This window comes from Pontibacter sp. CAU 1760 (assembly GCF_054482735.1).
This window is the reverse complement of sequence record NZ_JBTLRL010000003.1, coordinates 425,150-442,801: the sequence shown is the minus strand read 5'-3', so window position 1 is coordinate 442,801 and position 17,652 is coordinate 425,150. Positions and strand designations below refer to the sequence as shown.

16 protein-coding genes are annotated in these 17,652 nt (G+C 49.8%); 5 read left to right on the top strand and 11 right to left on the bottom strand.

Going from position 1 to position 17,652, the window contains the following annotated elements:
• Positions 1-133: 133 nt before the first annotated feature.
• The 8 genes from ACXYMU_RS06535 to ACXYMU_RS06500 form a co-directional block, all read right to left on the bottom strand.
• On the bottom strand, positions 134-652 hold the full coding sequence (locus ACXYMU_RS06535; RefSeq protein WP_458985560.1) for an NUDIX domain-containing protein: 519 nt from the start codon (positions 650-652) through the stop codon (positions 134-136).
• A 49-nt stretch (positions 653-701) separates the two neighbouring features.
• A complete protein-coding gene (locus ACXYMU_RS06530; protein ID WP_458985559.1) occupies positions 702-1,724 on the bottom strand; it encodes an SDR family NAD(P)-dependent oxidoreductase in 1,023 nt (340 codons plus the stop codon).
• 105 nt (positions 1,725-1,829) lie between these two features.
• Complete coding sequence (locus ACXYMU_RS06525) at positions 1,830-2,600, bottom strand: outer membrane beta-barrel protein (protein WP_458985558.1); 771 nt, start codon at positions 2,598-2,600, stop codon at positions 1,830-1,832.
• Between the two features lie 380 nt (positions 2,601-2,980).
• Positions 2,981-3,892: a M28 family peptidase gene (locus ACXYMU_RS06520; protein WP_458985557.1), complete on the bottom strand. Its 912-nt coding sequence runs from the start codon at positions 3,890-3,892 to the stop codon at positions 2,981-2,983.
• Between the two features lie 425 nt (positions 3,893-4,317).
• Positions 4,318-4,899: a hypothetical protein gene (locus ACXYMU_RS06515; RefSeq protein ID WP_458985556.1), complete on the bottom strand. Its 582-nt coding sequence runs from the start codon at positions 4,897-4,899 to the stop codon at positions 4,318-4,320.
• Positions 4,900-4,919: 20 nt separating this feature from the next.
• Positions 4,920-5,633, bottom strand: a complete 714-nt coding sequence (locus ACXYMU_RS06510; RefSeq protein WP_458985555.1) for a head GIN domain-containing protein — start codon at positions 5,631-5,633, stop codon at positions 4,920-4,922.
• A 91-nt stretch (positions 5,634-5,724) separates the two neighbouring features.
• On the bottom strand, positions 5,725-6,630 hold the full coding sequence (locus tag ACXYMU_RS06505) for a M48 family metalloprotease (protein ID WP_458985554.1): 906 nt from the start codon (positions 6,628-6,630) through the stop codon (positions 5,725-5,727).
• Positions 6,631-7,515: 885 nt separating this feature from the next.
• Positions 7,516-8,097, bottom strand: coding sequence for a hypothetical protein (locus ACXYMU_RS06500; protein WP_458985553.1), 582 nt, complete (start codon positions 8,095-8,097; stop codon positions 7,516-7,518).
• Positions 8,098-8,614: 517 nt separating this feature from the next.
• Here ACXYMU_RS06500 and ACXYMU_RS06495 point away from each other — a divergent pair.
• The 4 genes from ACXYMU_RS06495 (at position 8,615) to ACXYMU_RS06480 (ending at position 12,725) form a co-directional block, all read left to right on the top strand.
• Positions 8,615-9,337, top strand: coding sequence for a ferritin-like domain-containing protein (locus ACXYMU_RS06495; protein ID WP_458985552.1), 723 nt, complete (start codon positions 8,615-8,617; stop codon positions 9,335-9,337).
• A gap of 13 nt (positions 9,338-9,350) precedes the next feature.
• Positions 9,351-10,172 (top strand): ferritin-like domain-containing protein, encoded by an 822-nt coding sequence (locus tag ACXYMU_RS06490; RefSeq protein ID WP_458985551.1) that lies wholly within the window; start codon positions 9,351-9,353, stop codon positions 10,170-10,172.
• A 94-nt stretch (positions 10,173-10,266) separates the two neighbouring features.
• The gene (locus ACXYMU_RS06485) at positions 10,267-10,959 is read left to right on the top strand and encodes a hypothetical protein (RefSeq protein WP_458985550.1); all 693 of its coding nucleotides are present in this window, start codon (positions 10,267-10,269) and stop codon (positions 10,957-10,959) included.
• Between the two features lie 206 nt (positions 10,960-11,165).
• On the top strand, positions 11,166-12,725 hold the full coding sequence (locus ACXYMU_RS06480; protein ID WP_458985549.1) for a PQQ-dependent sugar dehydrogenase: 1,560 nt from the start codon (positions 11,166-11,168) through the stop codon (positions 12,723-12,725).
• Between the two features lie 171 nt (positions 12,726-12,896).
• Here ACXYMU_RS06480 and ACXYMU_RS06475 read toward each other — a convergent pair whose 3' ends face one another.
• The 3 genes from ACXYMU_RS06475 to ACXYMU_RS06465 all read right to left on the bottom strand — a co-directional run bounded on the left by ACXYMU_RS06475 (position 12,897) and on the right by ACXYMU_RS06465 (position 16,504).
• Positions 12,897-14,159: a hypothetical protein gene (locus tag ACXYMU_RS06475; protein WP_458985548.1), complete on the bottom strand. Its 1,263-nt coding sequence runs from the start codon at positions 14,157-14,159 to the stop codon at positions 12,897-12,899.
• 328 nt (positions 14,160-14,487) lie between these two features.
• Entirely contained in the window at positions 14,488-15,231 is a 744-nt protein-coding gene (locus tag ACXYMU_RS06470; protein ID WP_458985547.1) for an SRPBCC family protein, read from the bottom strand.
• Positions 15,232-15,331: 100 nt separating this feature from the next.
• The gene (locus tag ACXYMU_RS06465) at positions 15,332-16,504 is read right to left on the bottom strand and encodes a PQQ-dependent sugar dehydrogenase (RefSeq protein WP_458985546.1); all 1,173 of its coding nucleotides are present in this window, start codon (positions 16,502-16,504) and stop codon (positions 15,332-15,334) included.
• 239 nt (positions 16,505-16,743) lie between these two features.
• Between ACXYMU_RS06465 and ACXYMU_RS06460 the strand changes: the two genes are divergently transcribed.
• A complete protein-coding gene (locus ACXYMU_RS06460) occupies positions 16,744-17,637 on the top strand; it encodes a phosphatase PAP2 family protein (RefSeq protein WP_458985545.1) in 894 nt (297 codons plus the stop codon).
• Positions 17,638-17,652 lie beyond the last annotated feature (15 nt).

Here is a 17,652-nt window from a genome sequence, read left to right as displayed (position 1 = left end):
ACCGGCAAAGTAAGCTAAAGGCAAAACAGTGGAAAAAGAAAACCTCCAATACAAATGCACTGGAGGTCTCAAATTAAAAAGTAATTTCGTCTAAAATCCGTCAACTTATTTCAGGACAAGACAATAAGTGGTATTAGCCATTACGATACAGCTTAACCCATTGCTGCGCGATAATAGTCTTGGCATCGTGGGTAACCAGCTTATCAAGCTCCTCAGGGGTATAACGCAAAATTTCTATCTGCTCGTGTTCGTGCGCGTTACCGCCGCCGGCTGCGTGTTGTGCCGAAACCTCGGCATAGTATAACTCCACTTTTTCGGTAGTGCCTCCGGGCGAGGAGTAAAAGGTATGCAGGTGCTCGAGCTTCTCAACGTGGTACCCGATTTCCTCCTCTACCTCGCGCCTGATGCTTTCTTCCGGCTTTTCGCCCGCATCAATCATACCTGCCACAACCTCAACCAGCTCCGCTTCAGGGCCTACCCGAAACTGCCTGGTCAGGATATACTCTTGCTTTTCAGTATCGAAAACCAGGGCTGCCACGGCATGGCCCCGGTCAAACTGTTCTCTGGTGAATGTTTTGCCGTCCTGCTCAACGGTCAACTTGTTTATTTTAAAGTAGCCATCGTAGGCGCGTTCTCTTTTTTTGATGTCCATAAGTTAAGTTGCCTGTATAGGGTATAGCTACAGGCTGTAGGGTATAAATTTACTCGTTGTTTTTTTCGGCTGCGCGCTGTGTTCGGGCCGTTAGCGAAGACATAGACAGCCTCGACTCGCTTTCATAGCCTGTGGCCCCTTCTTTCCCGATGCCCCCTTCTCCAGGCAAGAGTTTGTTGACAAACCCAAACATATCCGTGATGATTTCTGGGGAGAGGCCATGCACCAACGCAGCAAGCTTGGCAGGTAGCGTAGTGATTATTTGCGCATCGCCGTGACGAAGGCCGTTTAGTATCTGCTTGGCTGTTGCTTCCGCACTCATAGAGGTAAGCGGGCTAGAATCCATGATCTTGAAGAGCGCATACTCTTTTTTGTGTTGCCCTTTCACAATGACATGCCCCGTACTGCCCGTCTGGATCAACCCCGGCGTAGCGGTGGTCACCGAAATGTTGTATTTGGCCAACTCAGCCCGCATCCCCTCCGACAAGCCCACTAACGCAAATTTGCTGGCGCTGTACGGCAGTAAGTGCGGCACACTGATTTTTCCGCCAATGGAGGCAATGTTCAGGATACGGCCGGCACCGCGCGCTTTCATACCCGGCAACACAGCCAGGGAGGTATACACAGGGCCCCAGTAGTGGGTATTGATCGCCTGTTCATAATCTTCCAGGGTCATTTCCGCCATCGGCCCTGCCTGGATGATGCCTGCGTTGTTGATCAGCACATCGATGGGGTAGAACTCATTCTGCACATTCGTGATCATGTCGTTCACCTGCTGCTCCACCGTCACATCGCACTTCTGCACAAGCACCTCGGCGCCTTTACCGGCAAGTTCCATTCTGGCATTTTCCAGCTCCACCGCATCGCGGGCACACAGGATCAGGCGGGCGCCCTCAGCGGCGAGTTGCCGCGCCATCACCAGGCCAAGCCCACGCGAGCCCCCGGTAATCAATACGGTCTTGTTATGGAAGTCGTAGGCGGTAAGGTTGCGGCGAACGGCCTGGGCAACAGCCAAAGCCCCTGCCCCTGCTGCCAGCCACCAAAGTTTCTTATCGATCTTGTCTGCTTTCATGTCAGGTAGTTAAGTCAGTTAGCGCCATACTGCCATCAGTATAGCAACATTCTGCTCTACGGTAGCGGGGCTACGCGGTTAATTTAACTCCTAACGGTCACCAGCCTATCGCCCGTAGTTCTTTTGGAATATCTTGTTCTGAATTTTGGGGGTGTACAACAGCCTGATGCCGGCTACACTAAACTGATCGCTATTAGACGGGGAATCCAGCAGCGGCCCGATGTTGTCTAAATAATCCGTCGTGGTGAAGTTATACATCAATTCCGTCGCTACGCTGAATTCATCGTTGAGCCTGAACCGCAACCCGGCACCCACTGGTATAACCGCTGCAATAGCCGGGTAGTCCCGCTCAGGGTCATAGGTAGTCTGCGAGTCCTTCAGATCGCCCTGGCCCGGATACGACGTTGGGGTATAGTAAATCAGACCTGCCCCAGCCCGTACATAGGGCACGATAAAGCGCTTATGGCGCGAACGATAGCCTCCGCTCCCGGCATAACTGTCAAGCAGGTTTACCACGGCTGTTCCGGTCAGGCTAATTACCTCTGAGCGAAAAGACACATTCAGCGGGCGACTTGGGTCTTTCTCGGATGCACCGAGACGGGTATGCTCTAACTGGGCGCTGGCTCCCAGGTAAGGAGATAACTTGTAAAGGGCACCTACTCCTACGTTCAAGCCTAAGTTGTTACAGCCCGGAGTGCCGCATATATCGCTTCGTACAGCTGCCAGCCCCGAGTTAACGGTCAGTACCAATCCGCGCTCCGGCACTTTGCTTACACCTCGCTTGGAGTTGCTAAGGAAAGATTGTGCAGTAGCCGTGGAAACGGTAAAGCTAAGGCAGTAACAAATGATAAGGAGGAAGTAAAGTTTCCTGTTCATAAGGGCAGGTTATGCAGTTAGTAAATAATGGACGGTCTAAAAGAGGTATAAACATGCAAGGGTGAACGCATTTTCAGTTACCGAACACGAAGTTAACAACCAATCACAATTTCACCTTTTTACGTCTGACAATTAAGAAAGATAGGCCAAAAAGCGATTATTTTATCTAAATATTTAAATAAACAAATACTGAGACATACATACCTTCTCACATGCAAAAGGACCAGGGCTAAATCAACATACAAAATCCTTATAATCAAAGCTTTAAATAATATACAGCAAAAAAGCCACCCTTACACCTATGCATAAGAATGGCTATTAATGCATCAGCAAAGCTATAGCGGCACCACAGGAAGTGATTTTACAGTAACGGCTTACTATTATTTGGTTAGAGTAAGCTTACCGGCATTTTTGTCGATAAGCTGCACGAAGTTCAAGATCAGCTGGACGGCATCGGGGTAAAAAACAGGATTAATGTTCTTGAAATCATCGGTAGGCTGATGGTAATGCGGGTGGTCCTCAACCCCAAAATACACGAACGGTATACCACGCTTGTGAAACTCGTAATGGTCTGACTGCGAGGTCCAGTCGTTATGGCCCTGCGCTGGCTGGTCGTGCCCGAGTGCCAACCTGGCTTCAGGGAGCGGCTCTACCTGCTGCAGGTATTCCAACAACTGAGGGGTATGGTAAACCCCGCTGGCGTATAATTCCCCTTTGCTGTTGATGCTCAGCATATCCATGTTTACGTTTAAGAGAATTTGTGACAAAGGCATCGGAGGGTTCTCCAGAAAGGCCCGAGCGCCCTGCAGGCCCTGCTCCTCAGCATCCAAGGCGGCAAAAACAAGGGTATGCATGGGCTTATGCCTGGCAAAGTAAGTTGCAATTGCCAACAGCCCGCCTACTCCTGAAGCATTGTCATCAGCCCCATTATATACCTGCCCAGCGTGCATCCCTACGTGGTCATAATGCGCGGTCAGCACAATTACCTTGTCTGATTTTCCGGGAATATATCCCACCAGGTTTGCAGCATTTGTAGCAGGCAGTTTCGAGGAGTTCAACTCAAAAGGCTGCACATAGGAACCGTTGAAAGGGCGAAGCCTAAGCTGTTGGAAACGGTCTAGGATATACAGCTGTGCGGTATGGTTGCCCGCACTGCCGGTCAGGCGCCCCTGTAAAGAGTCAGCAGACAGGGCTTCTACATCCCGAAGCAATTGCTGGGAGTTGACCTGTTGCGCTATACCCCAAAAGGGCATAGCCAACAGGCTGAGGAAAGTAATTATGCGTTTTGTCATAAAATCATTTCAAGCCTCAAATGCAAGCAAAATGCCTGAGGCCTAACTTAAAACTTTGGCCAAGGCACCCAGCCTTGCCTCCGCTGGTGTTCTGGCTTACGGTTGTTCTGTTGTGCTACCTTTGGCTCATGCGCTGGCCCGTGTTGAGGGTGCTGATCGTAATTTCCTTTCTTAGGGAGTGTATAAGGAATCCAGGCATTGCGGGTATGTGCTTTAGAAATATTTTGGTTCTTAGAAAGGGCTGCTGTTTTGTTATTCTGAGTGCTCATCTTTTTACGTATCACTAAGTTTATACTATAAATAGGTATAAACTCTAACGCAAGGAGCGTGCCGACTACGGCTTAACGCCAGGAAAAGTTACAAAACGAAGCAAAAATTTTCCTCCTTGGAAAAACACCTGCACAACCGTAAGGTAAATTCTTTCATCAATCCTTGATATTGATAAAAGCCGGCAGCTCAAACGGCCCAACCGAAGTGAGAATCGTAGGCTTGATTTGTAATTTCACATTTGGCCGGGCAGACTTGTCCTGGTTAAGCATCGTGGCCAGACGCAGCAAATTCTGCAAATCCGGATGCCCATTGGCTTGAGCCAGGTTTAATGGCGAGGCAAGCGTAATGACATTCAATCCGTTTTTCAGCTCGACAGGCTCGCTCACCAAGCCACTGGCGGCCTGTTTATCATCAACCAGCAACTGCCACTTCAGCTGGGTCACCGTCATGGAGCGTTCCTCATGCCCTTCACCCAAAGCCACATTTAGCCCAATAGTAGAAACAGCCTTTAATTTGTTTTCAGAAAAGGCTGAAAAGAGCCTGGCCGCATCACTAAAAGAAAAATCCTGTGGACCTTTAACGTTCATCAGGTTCACGCCATTCACCTCCACCCTGTCCACGCTTTTCAGGCTATAGTCCGCTTCTTTAAAAGCATCGACATCACTCTTCGTCTTGCATGCAAACCCTAGCAGCAAAACCGCGAACATCAGCGCATAGCTGCTTATTTTGATTTTCATATACTATTTAAACTGAATTATTATCTATTTATGACTTTCCCTGACCCGGAAACATCAGCATTCACTTTTGGGCTCCCTTTGTAGAACACGCGGCCGCTCCCACTGATATGGGCATCTACTAAATGCCTGGCGTTTACCTCAGCCTTCCCTGAGCCGGAAATCGTTACATCTGTCTGCCTGTTTCGCAGTCCAGCACTGTTGTTATTACCCGAACCCGAAATATAGATTTCGTGCTGGTCGGCTACTCCCTCCGCCGTGATAGAACCGGAGCCACTGATGCGCGACGTGAGTTGCTCTGTGTCTAGCTTCAGTTTCATACTGCCGGAACCGGAAACACTGGCTTTGAAGCTAGCGGGGTTAAACACGTTCTGCAACCCCACATGGCCAGAGCCATCTACGCCTGCCGCTTCTAACGCAGGCACAGTGAGATACACCTCTACCGTCTCATGGTCGCCAACGCATTGGTTAAAGCCGATTTCCCAGATGTCTCCTTTCACCTGCTTTTCCAGTACATCCAGAATATTCGGCTCACCTTTTACCTCTACCCGCTGTGGGCTCCCCTCCGCAACAAACACATGCATGCTGCCATTCACGCTTATTTCGCTAAAAGGGTCAATGTCCAGCATTCTGGTTTCTACCTGCCCTTTCCCTTGCAAACAATCGCTTTGTGGGTTACAGGAAGTCAGAAGGAGGATACATGCAGTCTGCAGGAGCAGGGAGTACAGTTTTTTCATGGCTCTATAGATGGTATCTGCTGGAATATGCACCAATATATAAAAAGCCTTTTACTTCCCATACCCAAACCGGGTCCGTATAAGCTGGTGCTTAAGACAAATGGCCCACGCGGAGGCCGCGTTTGTTTACCAGATACCCTGCATCGGTCACGAAAATGGTATCCATGTACTCGCTCTCAAAATAATAAGGGTAGTCCGGATTGCCTGTTTTAGTCAGTTTGCCAATCACGCGAACGCCTTCGTCGGTCATGTGCACCAGGTTGAGGCGCGTGGTAACGTAAAACTGCTCCTGGGGGGCTTTGCTGAAGTTTACCCGTGTCAGCACGTTATTGCGGTTCAGCACCATTTGCTGCGAGGTTGCTGTTTGGCGCTGTTGCGGCACTACGCGGGCCCTGGAAACAATCGCACGGTTATCGGGCTGGGGGCCATCGGCGCTGGCGAGCAATTGCCGGTTAGCGCTTTGCCACCCCTTGCCGATCGCAGCCAAACGGTAACGCCGGCCTGGGTGTGTCCGGGATGTCTCTTCGTCGGATAGCAGATCGATGGCAGCCTGTGCCTCTGCCAGGCTCGCGCCCATTTTGCGCAGCACAAATCCCGAAAACTCGTCGGCTTCCAGTTCATCCTCCGGGTTGCTTCCGCTCCTGCTCAGGGTATGGCCGTTGAGGTGATGCCCAATCTCGTGGGCCAGAATGCTTACGCCACCCCAGTCGGTATGCACCGCATTGTTGATCTCTGCCAGAAAACGGTCGTTGTACAGGATATACCGCTCGCCGTTGTACACAACCGCAGCGGCGTTATCGATGTTGGCCGCACGGAGTTCAAACCTTGGCTTCAGCCCCACCACGTTAATAATCTCCTGCACAATGTCGCGGGTGCCCACCGCCGGGGCAGCACTAATTGGGGTAGTGTTAGCGACAACAGCCGCTTCGGGGATGGGTACCAGCGACGTGGCGAGGAGCACGCCACAGACCAAAGTAAGTTTTTTGAAGTATTGCATAGCCAGAGATGTAGAGGTATAGATTATAGTCTTAAAACGCAGCGCTTTAAGCTGCTAGTATAATAGCAAGTATTTTGCCAAACCCATTCCGAGGCCTTGTTTTAGCTGCCAAATCTGTACGCCATACTGATCTTTTTTGTGCTGCTCTGCCTTATGTTCAACATCGGGATAGGCTATTGGGCATGGCGGCGCGTGCAAAACGTCACTGATTTCCTGCTGCCGGTGCGCAGGCTGCCCTTTAATATATCCACCGCAGTAATGTTCGCCACCTGGTTCGGTTCCGGAACCTTGCTCTGAGTTTGCCTCGCACTGTTTCCTGGGCCTGATTGAACACCCGTTTGGAGCGGCGCTGTGTCTTTGGTAGCAGGTATGTTCTGGGGCAAAACACATTCGGCTGCAGCCATTGCCCCGATAGGGGTAGGTATGGGAAGCAAGCTCCTTGCAATAGCGCTCTACACAGCAGTTAACCCTATGCTGTATGGCTTGGCGGGCAGGTTAGTGCTGGTTCAATACGCTTTTCCGCAACCTCATCATCATTCCAGTAACCCAAAGGCAGGGGTTCGCCAACCTTTGTAGCCTTTATAATCTGTTGACGCACATCTCGACTTTCTTCGTAAGCTCAATGGGGGCCATTACCTGATACAGAGCACCCGCTAGCTATTGTTTACTTCATTACCCGGATCGGGCCCTGATGCTTGTAGGCTGGAGCGCCGGTTGCTAGGTTCCTGGCCATAGCAGGGAGCAGGTGTATAAGGCTGTAAGTATGTTCTTCAACTCTATACCTACACCAGCATTCGCATACCTCCCGTACAAAAAACTCCTAACGCACACCTCCTGCTATATGAGACATTTTGGCAAAGCCTGATCACGTGAACCACGAACCGCTTAGCTACTTTTTGGGCCGGTTACAGTGATGTATTTCGGGAGCGCTACTGCTCCTACTGGTGTTTCGATAGTAGGTTTGATCCTAAAAGTCAGCCGCTGCTGCAAATCTCTCTTAAACGAAAGCAGCGTCATTAATTTCGATAGTCCCTGATAATTGCGCATACCCTCTACCTCAGCCATCAGCACAGACGTTTGTACCGGGAGCTGGTTTACGCCCTCCCGCAGCAGCAGGGGTTGCTTTACCAGCCCCTCCAACGTCTCCTCACCGTCCACCAGCAGTTGCCACTCCAGTTCCGTGATTCGCATTTCCGGCTCTTCGGCAGTTTCCTGCAGCTGTACCTGCAGGTAGAGCACAGTCGTGGCCTGCAGGGTATTATCCGAGATAGAGGCCAACAGGCTGTCGCCTTCGCTGGTAGTGAAATCGTAAAGGCTTTGCTTCTCCATCACATCCACTCCATTCAACTCCAAGTCCTGCACCGACTGCAAGCTGTAAGTTGCTTCGCTGAAATGCTTCAGGTCGTTTGCCTGCTTGCATCCTGCCAACATAAGCACCAGTGCCCCTATCCAACCAAGTCTTTTCATTTTCTGATCTTTTTGTACTGATACATCCAATTTAACTACGCATCCACTTCCTGCAAACTACGGCAGTATCCTCGAAAAAGTACAAACAATTCCTTTGCCAGTAAATTATCCCTATATATGCTTATAACATTTTTTAAGGTATATCAAGGGGCTTTTTATTGTTTCCTTTACTCTGATAGAGCTGTAATTAAATTAACGCATTAAGAGATAAAGCACAATTTATAATTTTATAAAAATTGCATAGTTAGCAACAGTGGATTACATCTTGCCTTACAAAAAGTGAGTAGTCGCTTATTTTGAATAACCCTTTACCATCATTTTTGGAAGTGTTTAGTTAAAGATCAAGCTTAATGCCGTAGGTAGTTGTATCAAAATAAATAGTAAGAATCTTACATAACTCGATGTTTTGGCATTTCAGGCGGCTTGAACTTCATGCTAATGTAGTTTCTACTTCCTATTATTTATACCCTTATGCAACAACTTTAATTTCTTCATTTTTAACCAAACACCAGATTTTATGTCAAAAAATACTGACCCAATTGAAAACAAGCGCAGACCTACGCCAGGATTTTATACCTCGCGCAGGTCTTTTTTACATTACAGCGGTGCAGCCCTTGCAACTGGTGCTGTTCTCCTGTCAGGCTGTGAGATGCTGGAGGACTACATCCCGCCCATGGACAAGGACAAAGACTACCCTAAGATGGTGAACCTGGGTAGTGGCGACATTGGGGTGCTAAACTATGCCTACGCGCTGGAGCAGTTAGAAGCGGCATTCTACACAAAGGTAGTGCTGGCAAGCTTCTTCCACGGCGCCACTCAAGAGGAGATTAAGGTGTTGGAGGATCTGCGACAGCATGAGGTAGCCCACCGCGACTTCTTTAAAGCGGCTTTGGGTGCGCAGGCAATCCCGAGCTTAAAGTTTGACTTCAGCAATGTTGATTTCGGCGACAAGGACATGGTGCTCTCCACGGCCCTTACGTTCGAAAACCTGGGAGTGGCCGCTTACAACGGGGCAGGTAAGCTGCTCGAAAACCCAGACTTCCTGGTAGTGGCCGGCAAGATCGTGTCGGTGGAGGCACGCCACGCAGCGGCAGTATTGGACTTGATTCACCCGGACGGTGCCTTTATCGACTTCATTGACGATGGCCTGGACCGTGCCTTCATGCCATCAGAGGTGTTGCAGGCCGCAGCCCCTTTTATCGTAACCAAAATTGACGCAAGTAACTTACCATCAGCCTAACAGGAAACAAGCCATGAATATCATCAAACTATTTGACTCGTTTAATATTGACTCTAAAACTGAAGCGGAAGTAGACACCTACATGTCCAGAAAAGAGGCTTTCCGAAAAATCGGGGGCTTCGCGAAAAAAACTGCCCTTGCCTCGTTACCGTTGGCAGCCTTTACGGCGATGCCCCAGATGGCTTTTGCCCAGACGAACGACGTAATGGGCGTGTTGAAGTTCGCGCTAACGCTGGAACGCCTCGAATACGACTTTTACCTGCAGGGGGTACGCTCCGGCATTATTTCTACCAAAGATCTAGACGTGTTTACTGCTATCCGGGAGCATGAGCGCATCCACGTGCAGTTGCTCGAGGAAACCATCGGAGCCTTAGGCGGGGACCTGAACGGCGTGCCTACCCGGTTCGACTTTACAGCCGGCGGCCTTTTCCCTAGCCCGTTCAGCAACTACAAGCTGTTTTTGGCGGTGGCCCAAGCCTTCGAAGACACAGGTGTAAAAGCCTATAAAGGACAGGCACCGAACCTGATGTCGAATGACCAGTTGCTGACAGTGGCCCTGCAGATACACTCTGTTGAAGCTCGCCATGCCTCCCGTGTAAGGAGATTGCGCCATCTCAAAGGATGGATTTCTGAAAACGACGGCATTGAAGGCTTTGGCAGCACCTTTATGCAAGCCACCAAGCCGATTTATGCGAACGAAGCCAATGTGACGCATGCAGGTGTGTTTGTACCGAAGGTGAGCAAAGTCGCAGAGCCCGCCATTGCCGAGGCATGGGACGAGTTCCTGACAAAAGAACAAGTGGTGGGCATCGTCACGCCTTTCATTGTGGGTTAAGCCTCCGCTTATGCCGTGCTCCTACACTAATTTCAGGAAGCGCGGCATAGCGGCACACATACATTGTTAGACTTTTCAAACTTTAAAAAATATTATGAAAAATAAATACTTGGGCATTGCAGCACTTGCCTTCAGCACCATGCTCTTTTCTGGCTGCTCCAAAGAAGATCTAGAAGACCTAATTCCTCACTACCCTAAAGATGGTGACAAACCGGGTATGATGACCTGGGACGTGATCAACTTTGAGCAGTATAATACCGGTTTCATTACGCAGGCACAAAGCGCTATGGGTGCAGGTCCTGTCATGATCATGAACAAGCGCCGCATGAAAGATGGCGGCTGGGACACCGGAAACTTCGCGATGGTATTTGACACCAACAACCCCACCGGAGATGACACCGACTTGTACACTGGTAAAGGCCACCCCGATAAGGCCGACCTGGGCAAGGCACTCGTCATCAACATGGACATGAACAGCACGCCTAACGACAACGAATACGGCGGTAGCATGATGCTTGACTTCTCTAAGCAAGGTGCTGTAACGGTGAAAGACATCACGATTGTGGATGTAGATGCCTATGAGGACGAATCCTTCGTGCGCCTGTACGGCGCTAACCATACCCTGTTAATGGAGAAGAAAATCCCTACCAAGGGTAACAACTCGGTACAGGTGGTAGATTTAGGTGGCACCAAGGGTGTGATGCACCTGGAGGTGGTGTTGGCCGGCATGAATAACGGTATGCCTGCTGGCTCTGGCGCCATCGACAACATCCGGTTTGCTAAATAATTAGCAAGCGATGTATAGTCTTTTATGATACGTTGAATTTCCCGACAGCAACTTCTGCTTTCCGTTTACCTTCAGTTTTTGGGTATGGAAAACGGAGTTGCTGCGGGTATTTTGACAATGGTTGTTTTCAGGTTGCCCTTTCCTCTCGTTACATACAGCCACTCAGGTTCTTAGAATAGCCATTCAAACAGTAAAATCATTTTCTTATGAAACAACCTCTTAACAATAACATCACATACCAGCAGGAAGCACAGAAGGGCTTCGGCAGGTGGCTGCATCTATTTACAGCATTTCTTCTGCCCATCGTACTCACCGGTTGTCACCTTTTTGAGGAGCACGAGGATTTTAAAAGCCCTACGCTGCAGGTGCCTGAGGGATTTAAAGCAGAAAAAATCATAGGAGGGCTGCACCTTCCTACCAGCCTCACTTGGGACGATGAGGGAAATATGTATGTCGTGGAAGCCGGCGGTGGCCTGGAACCTGATAAATTGTCTACAATGCGCATCATGCACATCAAAGATGGCGTGTCCACCGAAGTCGTAGACCTGAGCAACAAGGGTATTAACCCAGCCATAGTGGGCATTGTATGGCACGATGGCGCCTTCTATATTACCCATCGCGGCGATGACCTGACGGGCGCTGTATCGCGGGTAACGAAAAGCGGGCAGGTGCAAACCATCCTGCAAGGCATTATCGACAGCCAGGCAGAGCACCAGATCAATGATATTCGCATGGGCCCGGATGGAAGGATGTATGTGGCGGTCGGCTTAGCTGGCAATGCAGGCGTAATGGACCCCTCGGTTGCCCCTTGGATTATGCGCAGCCCGAACTTGCACGCTAACCCATGCCAAGATATCGTGCTCCGTGGCAGAAACTTTAGAACACCCGATATCAGAACGGATGACCCGGATGACATAGCCATGACAGGTGCCTTTGTGCCTTTTGGAACGGAGACACATCCTAGCGAAGTCATCAAGGGAGTTAAGCTTTGTGGCGGCTCCATCCTCTCTTTTGACCCCACTGACCCGATTGGCACAGTGGAAACACATGCCTGGGGCTTCCGCAACCTTATTGGCTTGGCCTGGAACAGAACCACCGGCGACATGTATGCCGCAGAGAATGGGTATGATGTTCGGGGCGCACGTCCCGTGAAAGACTACCTCGATGCAAGTCTGCGCATCAAAAAAGGGATGTGGTATGGCGTGCCGGACTTTTCGGCAGGACGAGAGCCCCTGACGATGGAAAAGTTTGAAGTGCCGGATAGCCTGCAGGCGATGGTATTCGTAAATGGCCAGCCTGTCGGTAAAGACCTGGATTTTGTTATCGACCATGCTGCCAGCGGCCTGACGCCACCAGACCCTTCTGTTGTGCTGGGTCGCCATGAGTTTAATTCCTCCCCAAGTATGATTGATGTGGCTCCTGCCTCCTGGGGTGATATGGCGGGTTTCGCCTTTATTGCAGAATGGGGTGACTTGGCGCCGCCAACAAACCCATTGCGTGGCAAGGCCCCGGCCGGATCACAAGTTGTGATGGTGAACCCCGCTACTGGCGAGTTGAAACCTTTTCTACGCAATCAACTTCCTGGGCCTGCTTCAGCGCAAGGCAAGGCAGGCAAAGGCTTGGATCGACCGTTCGACGTGCAGTTCGGCCCGGATGACGCATTGTACATTGTAGACTATGGCATCGTGAAAATCAACATGAACAGACGGCCTCCCTATGCCTATGAACCCGGCACAGGCGCTATCTGGAAGGTAACAAAGAAGTAAGAACGCTTTCCGCAAATCAACCTAAAAGCGTAGCCTCTCAGGAATATTCCTGAGAGGCTGCGCTTTTCTATCATCAGTGCACGTACAGTTAGGCAACTTGTACCAAAAACCGCTTGATAATACACTTAAGATCAGCATACAAAGGGCGCCTATCTAGAACCTTTCGCCGCGTTATAGATTCTTCACGTCAGACAGTTTGATGCTGCCTTTTATGATTGCCTGAAGTTCTTGCTTATGCTTGATCATGTTGCTATAAGCTGCTCTTAATTGCGGTGTTTTCAGTTGAGCTTTTGCCTCTGAGCTGTTTACTTTGTTGTCGATTATGTCGTTGTAGAAGGCTACATAGAGTACGTGAACGTCTTCATCAGTCAGGATGTGGCCCATTGGCTTAGTTTCTTGCGCAACAATCCAGGCGGCACGGGAGGCGGCCAGGCGTTGCAACGGTGTGCCATGATGCGAGCTCGAGGTGAAACTACAATCGCCAATATTATAGAAGAGCTCGAAGAACTCTGCCGCTCTTTTCCAGTTATAGGTGGCGCCACGCTTATGGGTCATGTAATAACTGGAAAAGAAATCCGCTTCCAACTCGGTGAGGCGTGTTCCTTCAGCATTATACTCTTTTGCGCCATACCATTTGCTGTACTTCTCGAACTGTATCTGGTGCCCCCACTCATGACCTAAGATACCATTGAAGGCTACAAGTTTATCGACGCCGGCCTCATTGAGGACCTGCACCAACCCGTCTCCTATCACTATCAACTTATCTGCCCTGGCAAACCCGTCGAAAGACAAGAAAGGCGTTGTTTTAAGCACCGGACTGGGGTTGATGATTTGGGTGATGATGTAATCTGCAATTTCGTAAGCTTCTTCACGGGTTGCACCCAGGTTCATATAAATAGAGGCAAGCGCATCCCTGTTCTGTAATGTGGTGGTATGCTGCCCCTTTAATGTGATTTCGTTCGGCATGTCCCAAAAACGCTCGAGGTCGCGTTTCTGCTTGGCCGCGAAATTAGTCAACTCGCCATTCGAACCAAAGTATTGCTTTGAGTTATCAAAGTAGCTTGCATACAGGTAATTTAAATAGCTCAACCAATCATACCAATACCAGTCCGTTGATTCGAATCGGAGGGCATGGCGCCTGATGGCGTTATAGAAAGGGGTCAGGCCGCAGGTGCTTGGTGCTACCGCTTTTTTGCTGTACTGCGCAGTCAGATTAGCGGTCAGAGACGCATAAGCGCACTCCACATTGTCCTTGTTAAATTTACCTGGTATGATTCTCCGCACATCGGCCTCCGTAATTAAATTGCTGGAGGCTGTGGCAGTAAGCCGCGCTTGAGGACTTACCAGTGTTTCTGCTTCTTCTTTGTCGCAGGAAGCTGTCAGTAAACCAACCCCTACGCAGAGCAGTGCCATTTTCAGAAGTTTGATTTTCATAAGATTTGAGAAATTAGAGGTGGATAAGATATATTCATCCCAAGGATACTCCTTAAATCTCAAAACTAATCCGTCGTTAACTTAAAATTCAATGCTATTTGCCACGCAATTAATAAACATATTCATATTATATATAAATAACATCCCTTGCACTTCACTACCTTGTCATTTTCAAGTACTTTCAATCAATTGCGGGAATAGTGGCTGTTAAACCTAGGAATGGATTTTACAAGGGTAACAGCAGCAAAAATCCCCTTTAACCTATTAAACTAAGTCAAAGGGGATTGTATACAGTATTGTCTGTAAAGGAGTTAACTAACTCAAGTTGCTAAGCAGTGTGCTGTGCTCCCAAGAGGCTGTTTTGCCGGGATTCAATAACGTGCTTGAAGCGCTGCAGGTCATTCGCCACCATTCTCTCAAAATCAGAATTCAGGTACTCAGCCACTTTTCCGCCCACAACACCTACCGGTGGCCTGTATGAAATAGTGGCCTGTACGACAGTGCCCTGGCCGTTCGGGGCATCACTGAAACGCACCTCGCCGGCATTGTCTACGTCGGCTCCCGGCTTAGAGCGCCATTCTATCAGCTCATCCTGCTCTTCCCGGATAATGCTGGCATCCCATTCTACTGTACCAATGCCTTTGGGCACCCTGGCCACCCAGTGCGACTCTTTCGGGCCTAACTGGCGCACCTCCTGCAGGTGTTCCATAAACTTGGGCAGGTTTTCGAGTTGGCGCCAGTATTGGTATACCTCATGCCGTGGCTTTTGTACTGTCAGACTGCGCGTAATATCAAACGAATAGTCTTTATCGGATGCTGTGTTAATGCCCAGTGCATCATTTAGCGGGCAGTAGCCGGTTGCTCCCCGGAACAGTAAGGGAGCAGCAGCCGCCGCCAACAGCAAGCCGCCGGCATTTGTTTTTTTCAGGCCATAGTAGGCCATCAAAGCGCCGCCTACCAAAGAGGCAACCCGCTCGGTGTTGCCTACATTTAAATGACTGGTGCCTGTTGCAGGCGGGTTGAAATGATGCCGGGTATGCCCATCGGGCATATTTGTTTGGTTTGTGTTCATAGCTGATAGATTTGTTGTAGAAGAGATACGTATCGGGGTGCTTTAGATGTTTTGGAGGGCATAATAGCTCCTAATGCCTTAAGTATTACATCCTTACTATTTATTGCATTTGCCGGTTCAGGCGATAAAGTTTTCCCTCGCTACCGTAGCTAAGCAGCAGCAACTCTTTGTCATGATCCTGGCCGAAGGAGGAGATAGGGAACCCAGAAGTTAGCAGCAGGGTATTGCTCACTTTTTCGCCCCGCTCGTTTACTTCCAGTGCCCATACCTTGCCACTCACATAATCGGCATAGACGTATTTGCCCTGTAACTCGGGTATGGCCGTTCCCCTGTACACAAACCCGCCTGTCACCGATACCCCATCGGCGTGGGTGTACTGGTGCACCGGTAATATCAGGCCGCTTTTATCGCAATTCGATTCCGGGTTATAGCACTGTGTTCCCTCCATGATGCGCCACCCATAATTCCCACCCTTTCGGATGATATCAATCTCCTCGATCTTATTCTGCCCCACATCGGCTGCCCACAACTGGCCGGTTTTAGCGTCAAAAGAAATCTTCCAGGGATTACGGAGCCCGTAGGCATAAATCTCCTCGCGATAGCCCTGTTGGTTACCAGCATAAGGGTTGTCGGCTGGAATGCCGTAGGGGCGGTTACCTGAAGCGGCATTCACATCGATGCGCAGGATTTTGCCCAATAGGGTACTTCGGTCCTGCGCATTGTTCTGCGGGTCTCCTCCGCTGCCACCGTCCCCTACGGCGATGTACAGGTATCCATCCGGGCCGAAGGTTACTTTGCCGCCATTGTGATTCCTGTAAGGTTGGCTGTAGGTAAGCAGTATTGTTTCGCTCTTAGGGTCTACCATGCCCTGATTACCCGCGGAAGCTTTGAAACGCGATATCCTGGTCTGTAAAGGATCGCTGGTAGTATAGTTCACATAGAAGTAGCCATTCTGCGCAAAATTTGGGTGGAAGGTCAACCCTAACAATCCCATCTCGCCCCCAGCGGATACCCGGTCCGAAATATCGAGGTATAGACTGGGTCTTGTACCTGCCTGGCTGTTGCGGGGCATCCAGAAGATTTTTCCCTCCTGGTCCAGTACATATAGCCGGCCCTGGTTTTCTTCGCTCCAGACGGCTTCCACAGGTCTGTCAAACTCCAGATTGCTGTAAGCAGGTTGTAGGTTATATTGAGCCTCGGCCGACGGAGTACATCCTCCCAGCAGAAACATCCATAAGAAGATTGTGAAGCAAGGTGTTTTGGGTAACATCATATAGCAAAGTTTTAACATCCATAGTACTTACGACCTAATGGCGGTATTGGCTGCCATACCTTCCTTAAGAACTATTGACGCTATGTTAAACGAAAAAAACTGAGATGTACAATTTGCCAATGTTTCGTCGTTCACTAAAAAAATAACACAGCCTACACCATTACATCTCCCTATCCTATAGGATGTTCCAGAAAATAAATCTTATATTTAATGTATAGCCAAAGTATAAATCACCTTCTATGTCATTTCAGTTTCGCCCTTCTCTTCCCCTTTGCCAGCGCAACTGCTGGTTGATGCTGCTAAGCATGTTTCTCTTCCTGCAACAGCCTATATGGGCGCAAGTCTCCCTTCCTTCAGTTAGTGTAACTGACAGCGTGGCAAACCAAACAGGAACCTCTGCGAGAAATCTATTGGAGGTACCAAAGCAGGAGACGATAAACAAGCATAGCCTCAGGAAAAACACCGCCCTGCTGGCAGCAGGAGCCGGTATATGGATTGCCACCTACACCTTTGTGGATGAACCGCTGCAGCAGTTCACACAGCGTAACCGCAACCCGGTAGCCGATGCCATTGCTTATGTCGTGCAGCCTCTTGGCAAGCCCAGCAACCTGGCACCAATTGCCGCCACTGCCGCATTGGGGGGTATCGTTTTTAAAGATTCAAAGTTGCAGAAGGCCGGGATGGTTTCGCTGGGAAGTATAATGGCCAGTGCCGTGATTACTGGTACGCTTAAAAATACGTTTCACCGCTATCGGCCAAGCACCACCACCGAGAACCATTTGTTTGATGGTATAGCAAAGGAAACGAATAATACCTCGCTTCCTTCGTCCCATACCTCCACCGCCTTTGCGATGGCTACATCGGTGGCTACCGTGTACAAAGACCACCAATGGGTGCCCCCGATCGCGTATGGTGTCGCCACGCTGGTAGGCCTGTCGCGCATCAACGACAACGCGCACTGGGCAACAGATGTGATGGCAGGCGCTGCCGTGGGTTATTTTACCGCTAAAGGCGTTACGCGGCTTTACGAGGAGGTAGACCAACGGCTGAACATTCGGAAGCAGCGCCGCTTGCTGCTTTCTCCACAGATCGGTTTGCGATCGGGGGCGGTAAGTGCCACGCTCATTTTTTAAGCCCGCTACAACAGT

Coding starts and splice junctions, on each gene's coding strand:
- ACXYMU_RS06475 (WP_458985548.1), bottom strand. CDS start 14,159: ATGAAAATCAAACTTCTGAAAATGGCACTGCTCTGCGTAGGGGTTGGT.
- ACXYMU_RS06470 (WP_458985547.1), bottom strand. CDS start 15,231: ATGAACACAAACCAAACAAATATGCCCGATGGGCATACCCGGCATCAT.
- ACXYMU_RS06505 (WP_458985554.1), bottom strand. CDS start 6,630: ATGCAATACTTCAAAAAACTTACTTTGGTCTGTGGCGTGCTCCTCGCC.
- ACXYMU_RS06485 (WP_458985550.1), top strand. CDS start 10,267: ATGAAAAATAAATACTTGGGCATTGCAGCACTTGCCTTCAGCACCATG.
- ACXYMU_RS06510 (WP_458985555.1), bottom strand. CDS start 5,633: ATGAAAAAACTGTACTCCCTGCTCCTGCAGACTGCATGTATCCTCCTT.
- ACXYMU_RS06525 (WP_458985558.1), bottom strand. CDS start 2,600: ATGAACAGGAAACTTTACTTCCTCCTTATCATTTGTTACTGCCTTAGC.
- ACXYMU_RS06490 (WP_458985551.1), top strand. CDS start 9,351: ATGAATATCATCAAACTATTTGACTCGTTTAATATTGACTCTAAAACT.
- ACXYMU_RS06500 (WP_458985553.1), bottom strand. CDS start 8,097: ATGAAAAGACTTGGTTGGATAGGGGCACTGGTGCTTATGTTGGCAGGA.
- ACXYMU_RS06530 (WP_458985559.1), bottom strand. CDS start 1,724: ATGAAAGCAGACAAGATCGATAAGAAACTTTGGTGGCTGGCAGCAGGG.
- ACXYMU_RS06535 (WP_458985560.1), bottom strand. CDS start 652: ATGGACATCAAAAAAAGAGAACGCGCCTACGATGGCTACTTTAAAATA.
- ACXYMU_RS06480 (WP_458985549.1), top strand. CDS start 11,166: ATGAAACAACCTCTTAACAATAACATCACATACCAGCAGGAAGCACAG.
- ACXYMU_RS06495 (WP_458985552.1), top strand. CDS start 8,615: ATGTCAAAAAATACTGACCCAATTGAAAACAAGCGCAGACCTACGCCA.
- ACXYMU_RS06520 (WP_458985557.1), bottom strand. CDS start 3,892: ATGACAAAACGCATAATTACTTTCCTCAGCCTGTTGGCTATGCCCTTT.
- ACXYMU_RS06460 (WP_458985545.1), top strand. CDS start 16,744: ATGTCATTTCAGTTTCGCCCTTCTCTTCCCCTTTGCCAGCGCAACTGC.
- ACXYMU_RS06515 (WP_458985556.1), bottom strand. CDS start 4,899: ATGAAAATCAAAATAAGCAGCTATGCGCTGATGTTCGCGGTTTTGCTG.
- ACXYMU_RS06465 (WP_458985546.1), bottom strand. CDS start 16,504: ATGATGTTACCCAAAACACCTTGCTTCACAATCTTCTTATGGATGTTT.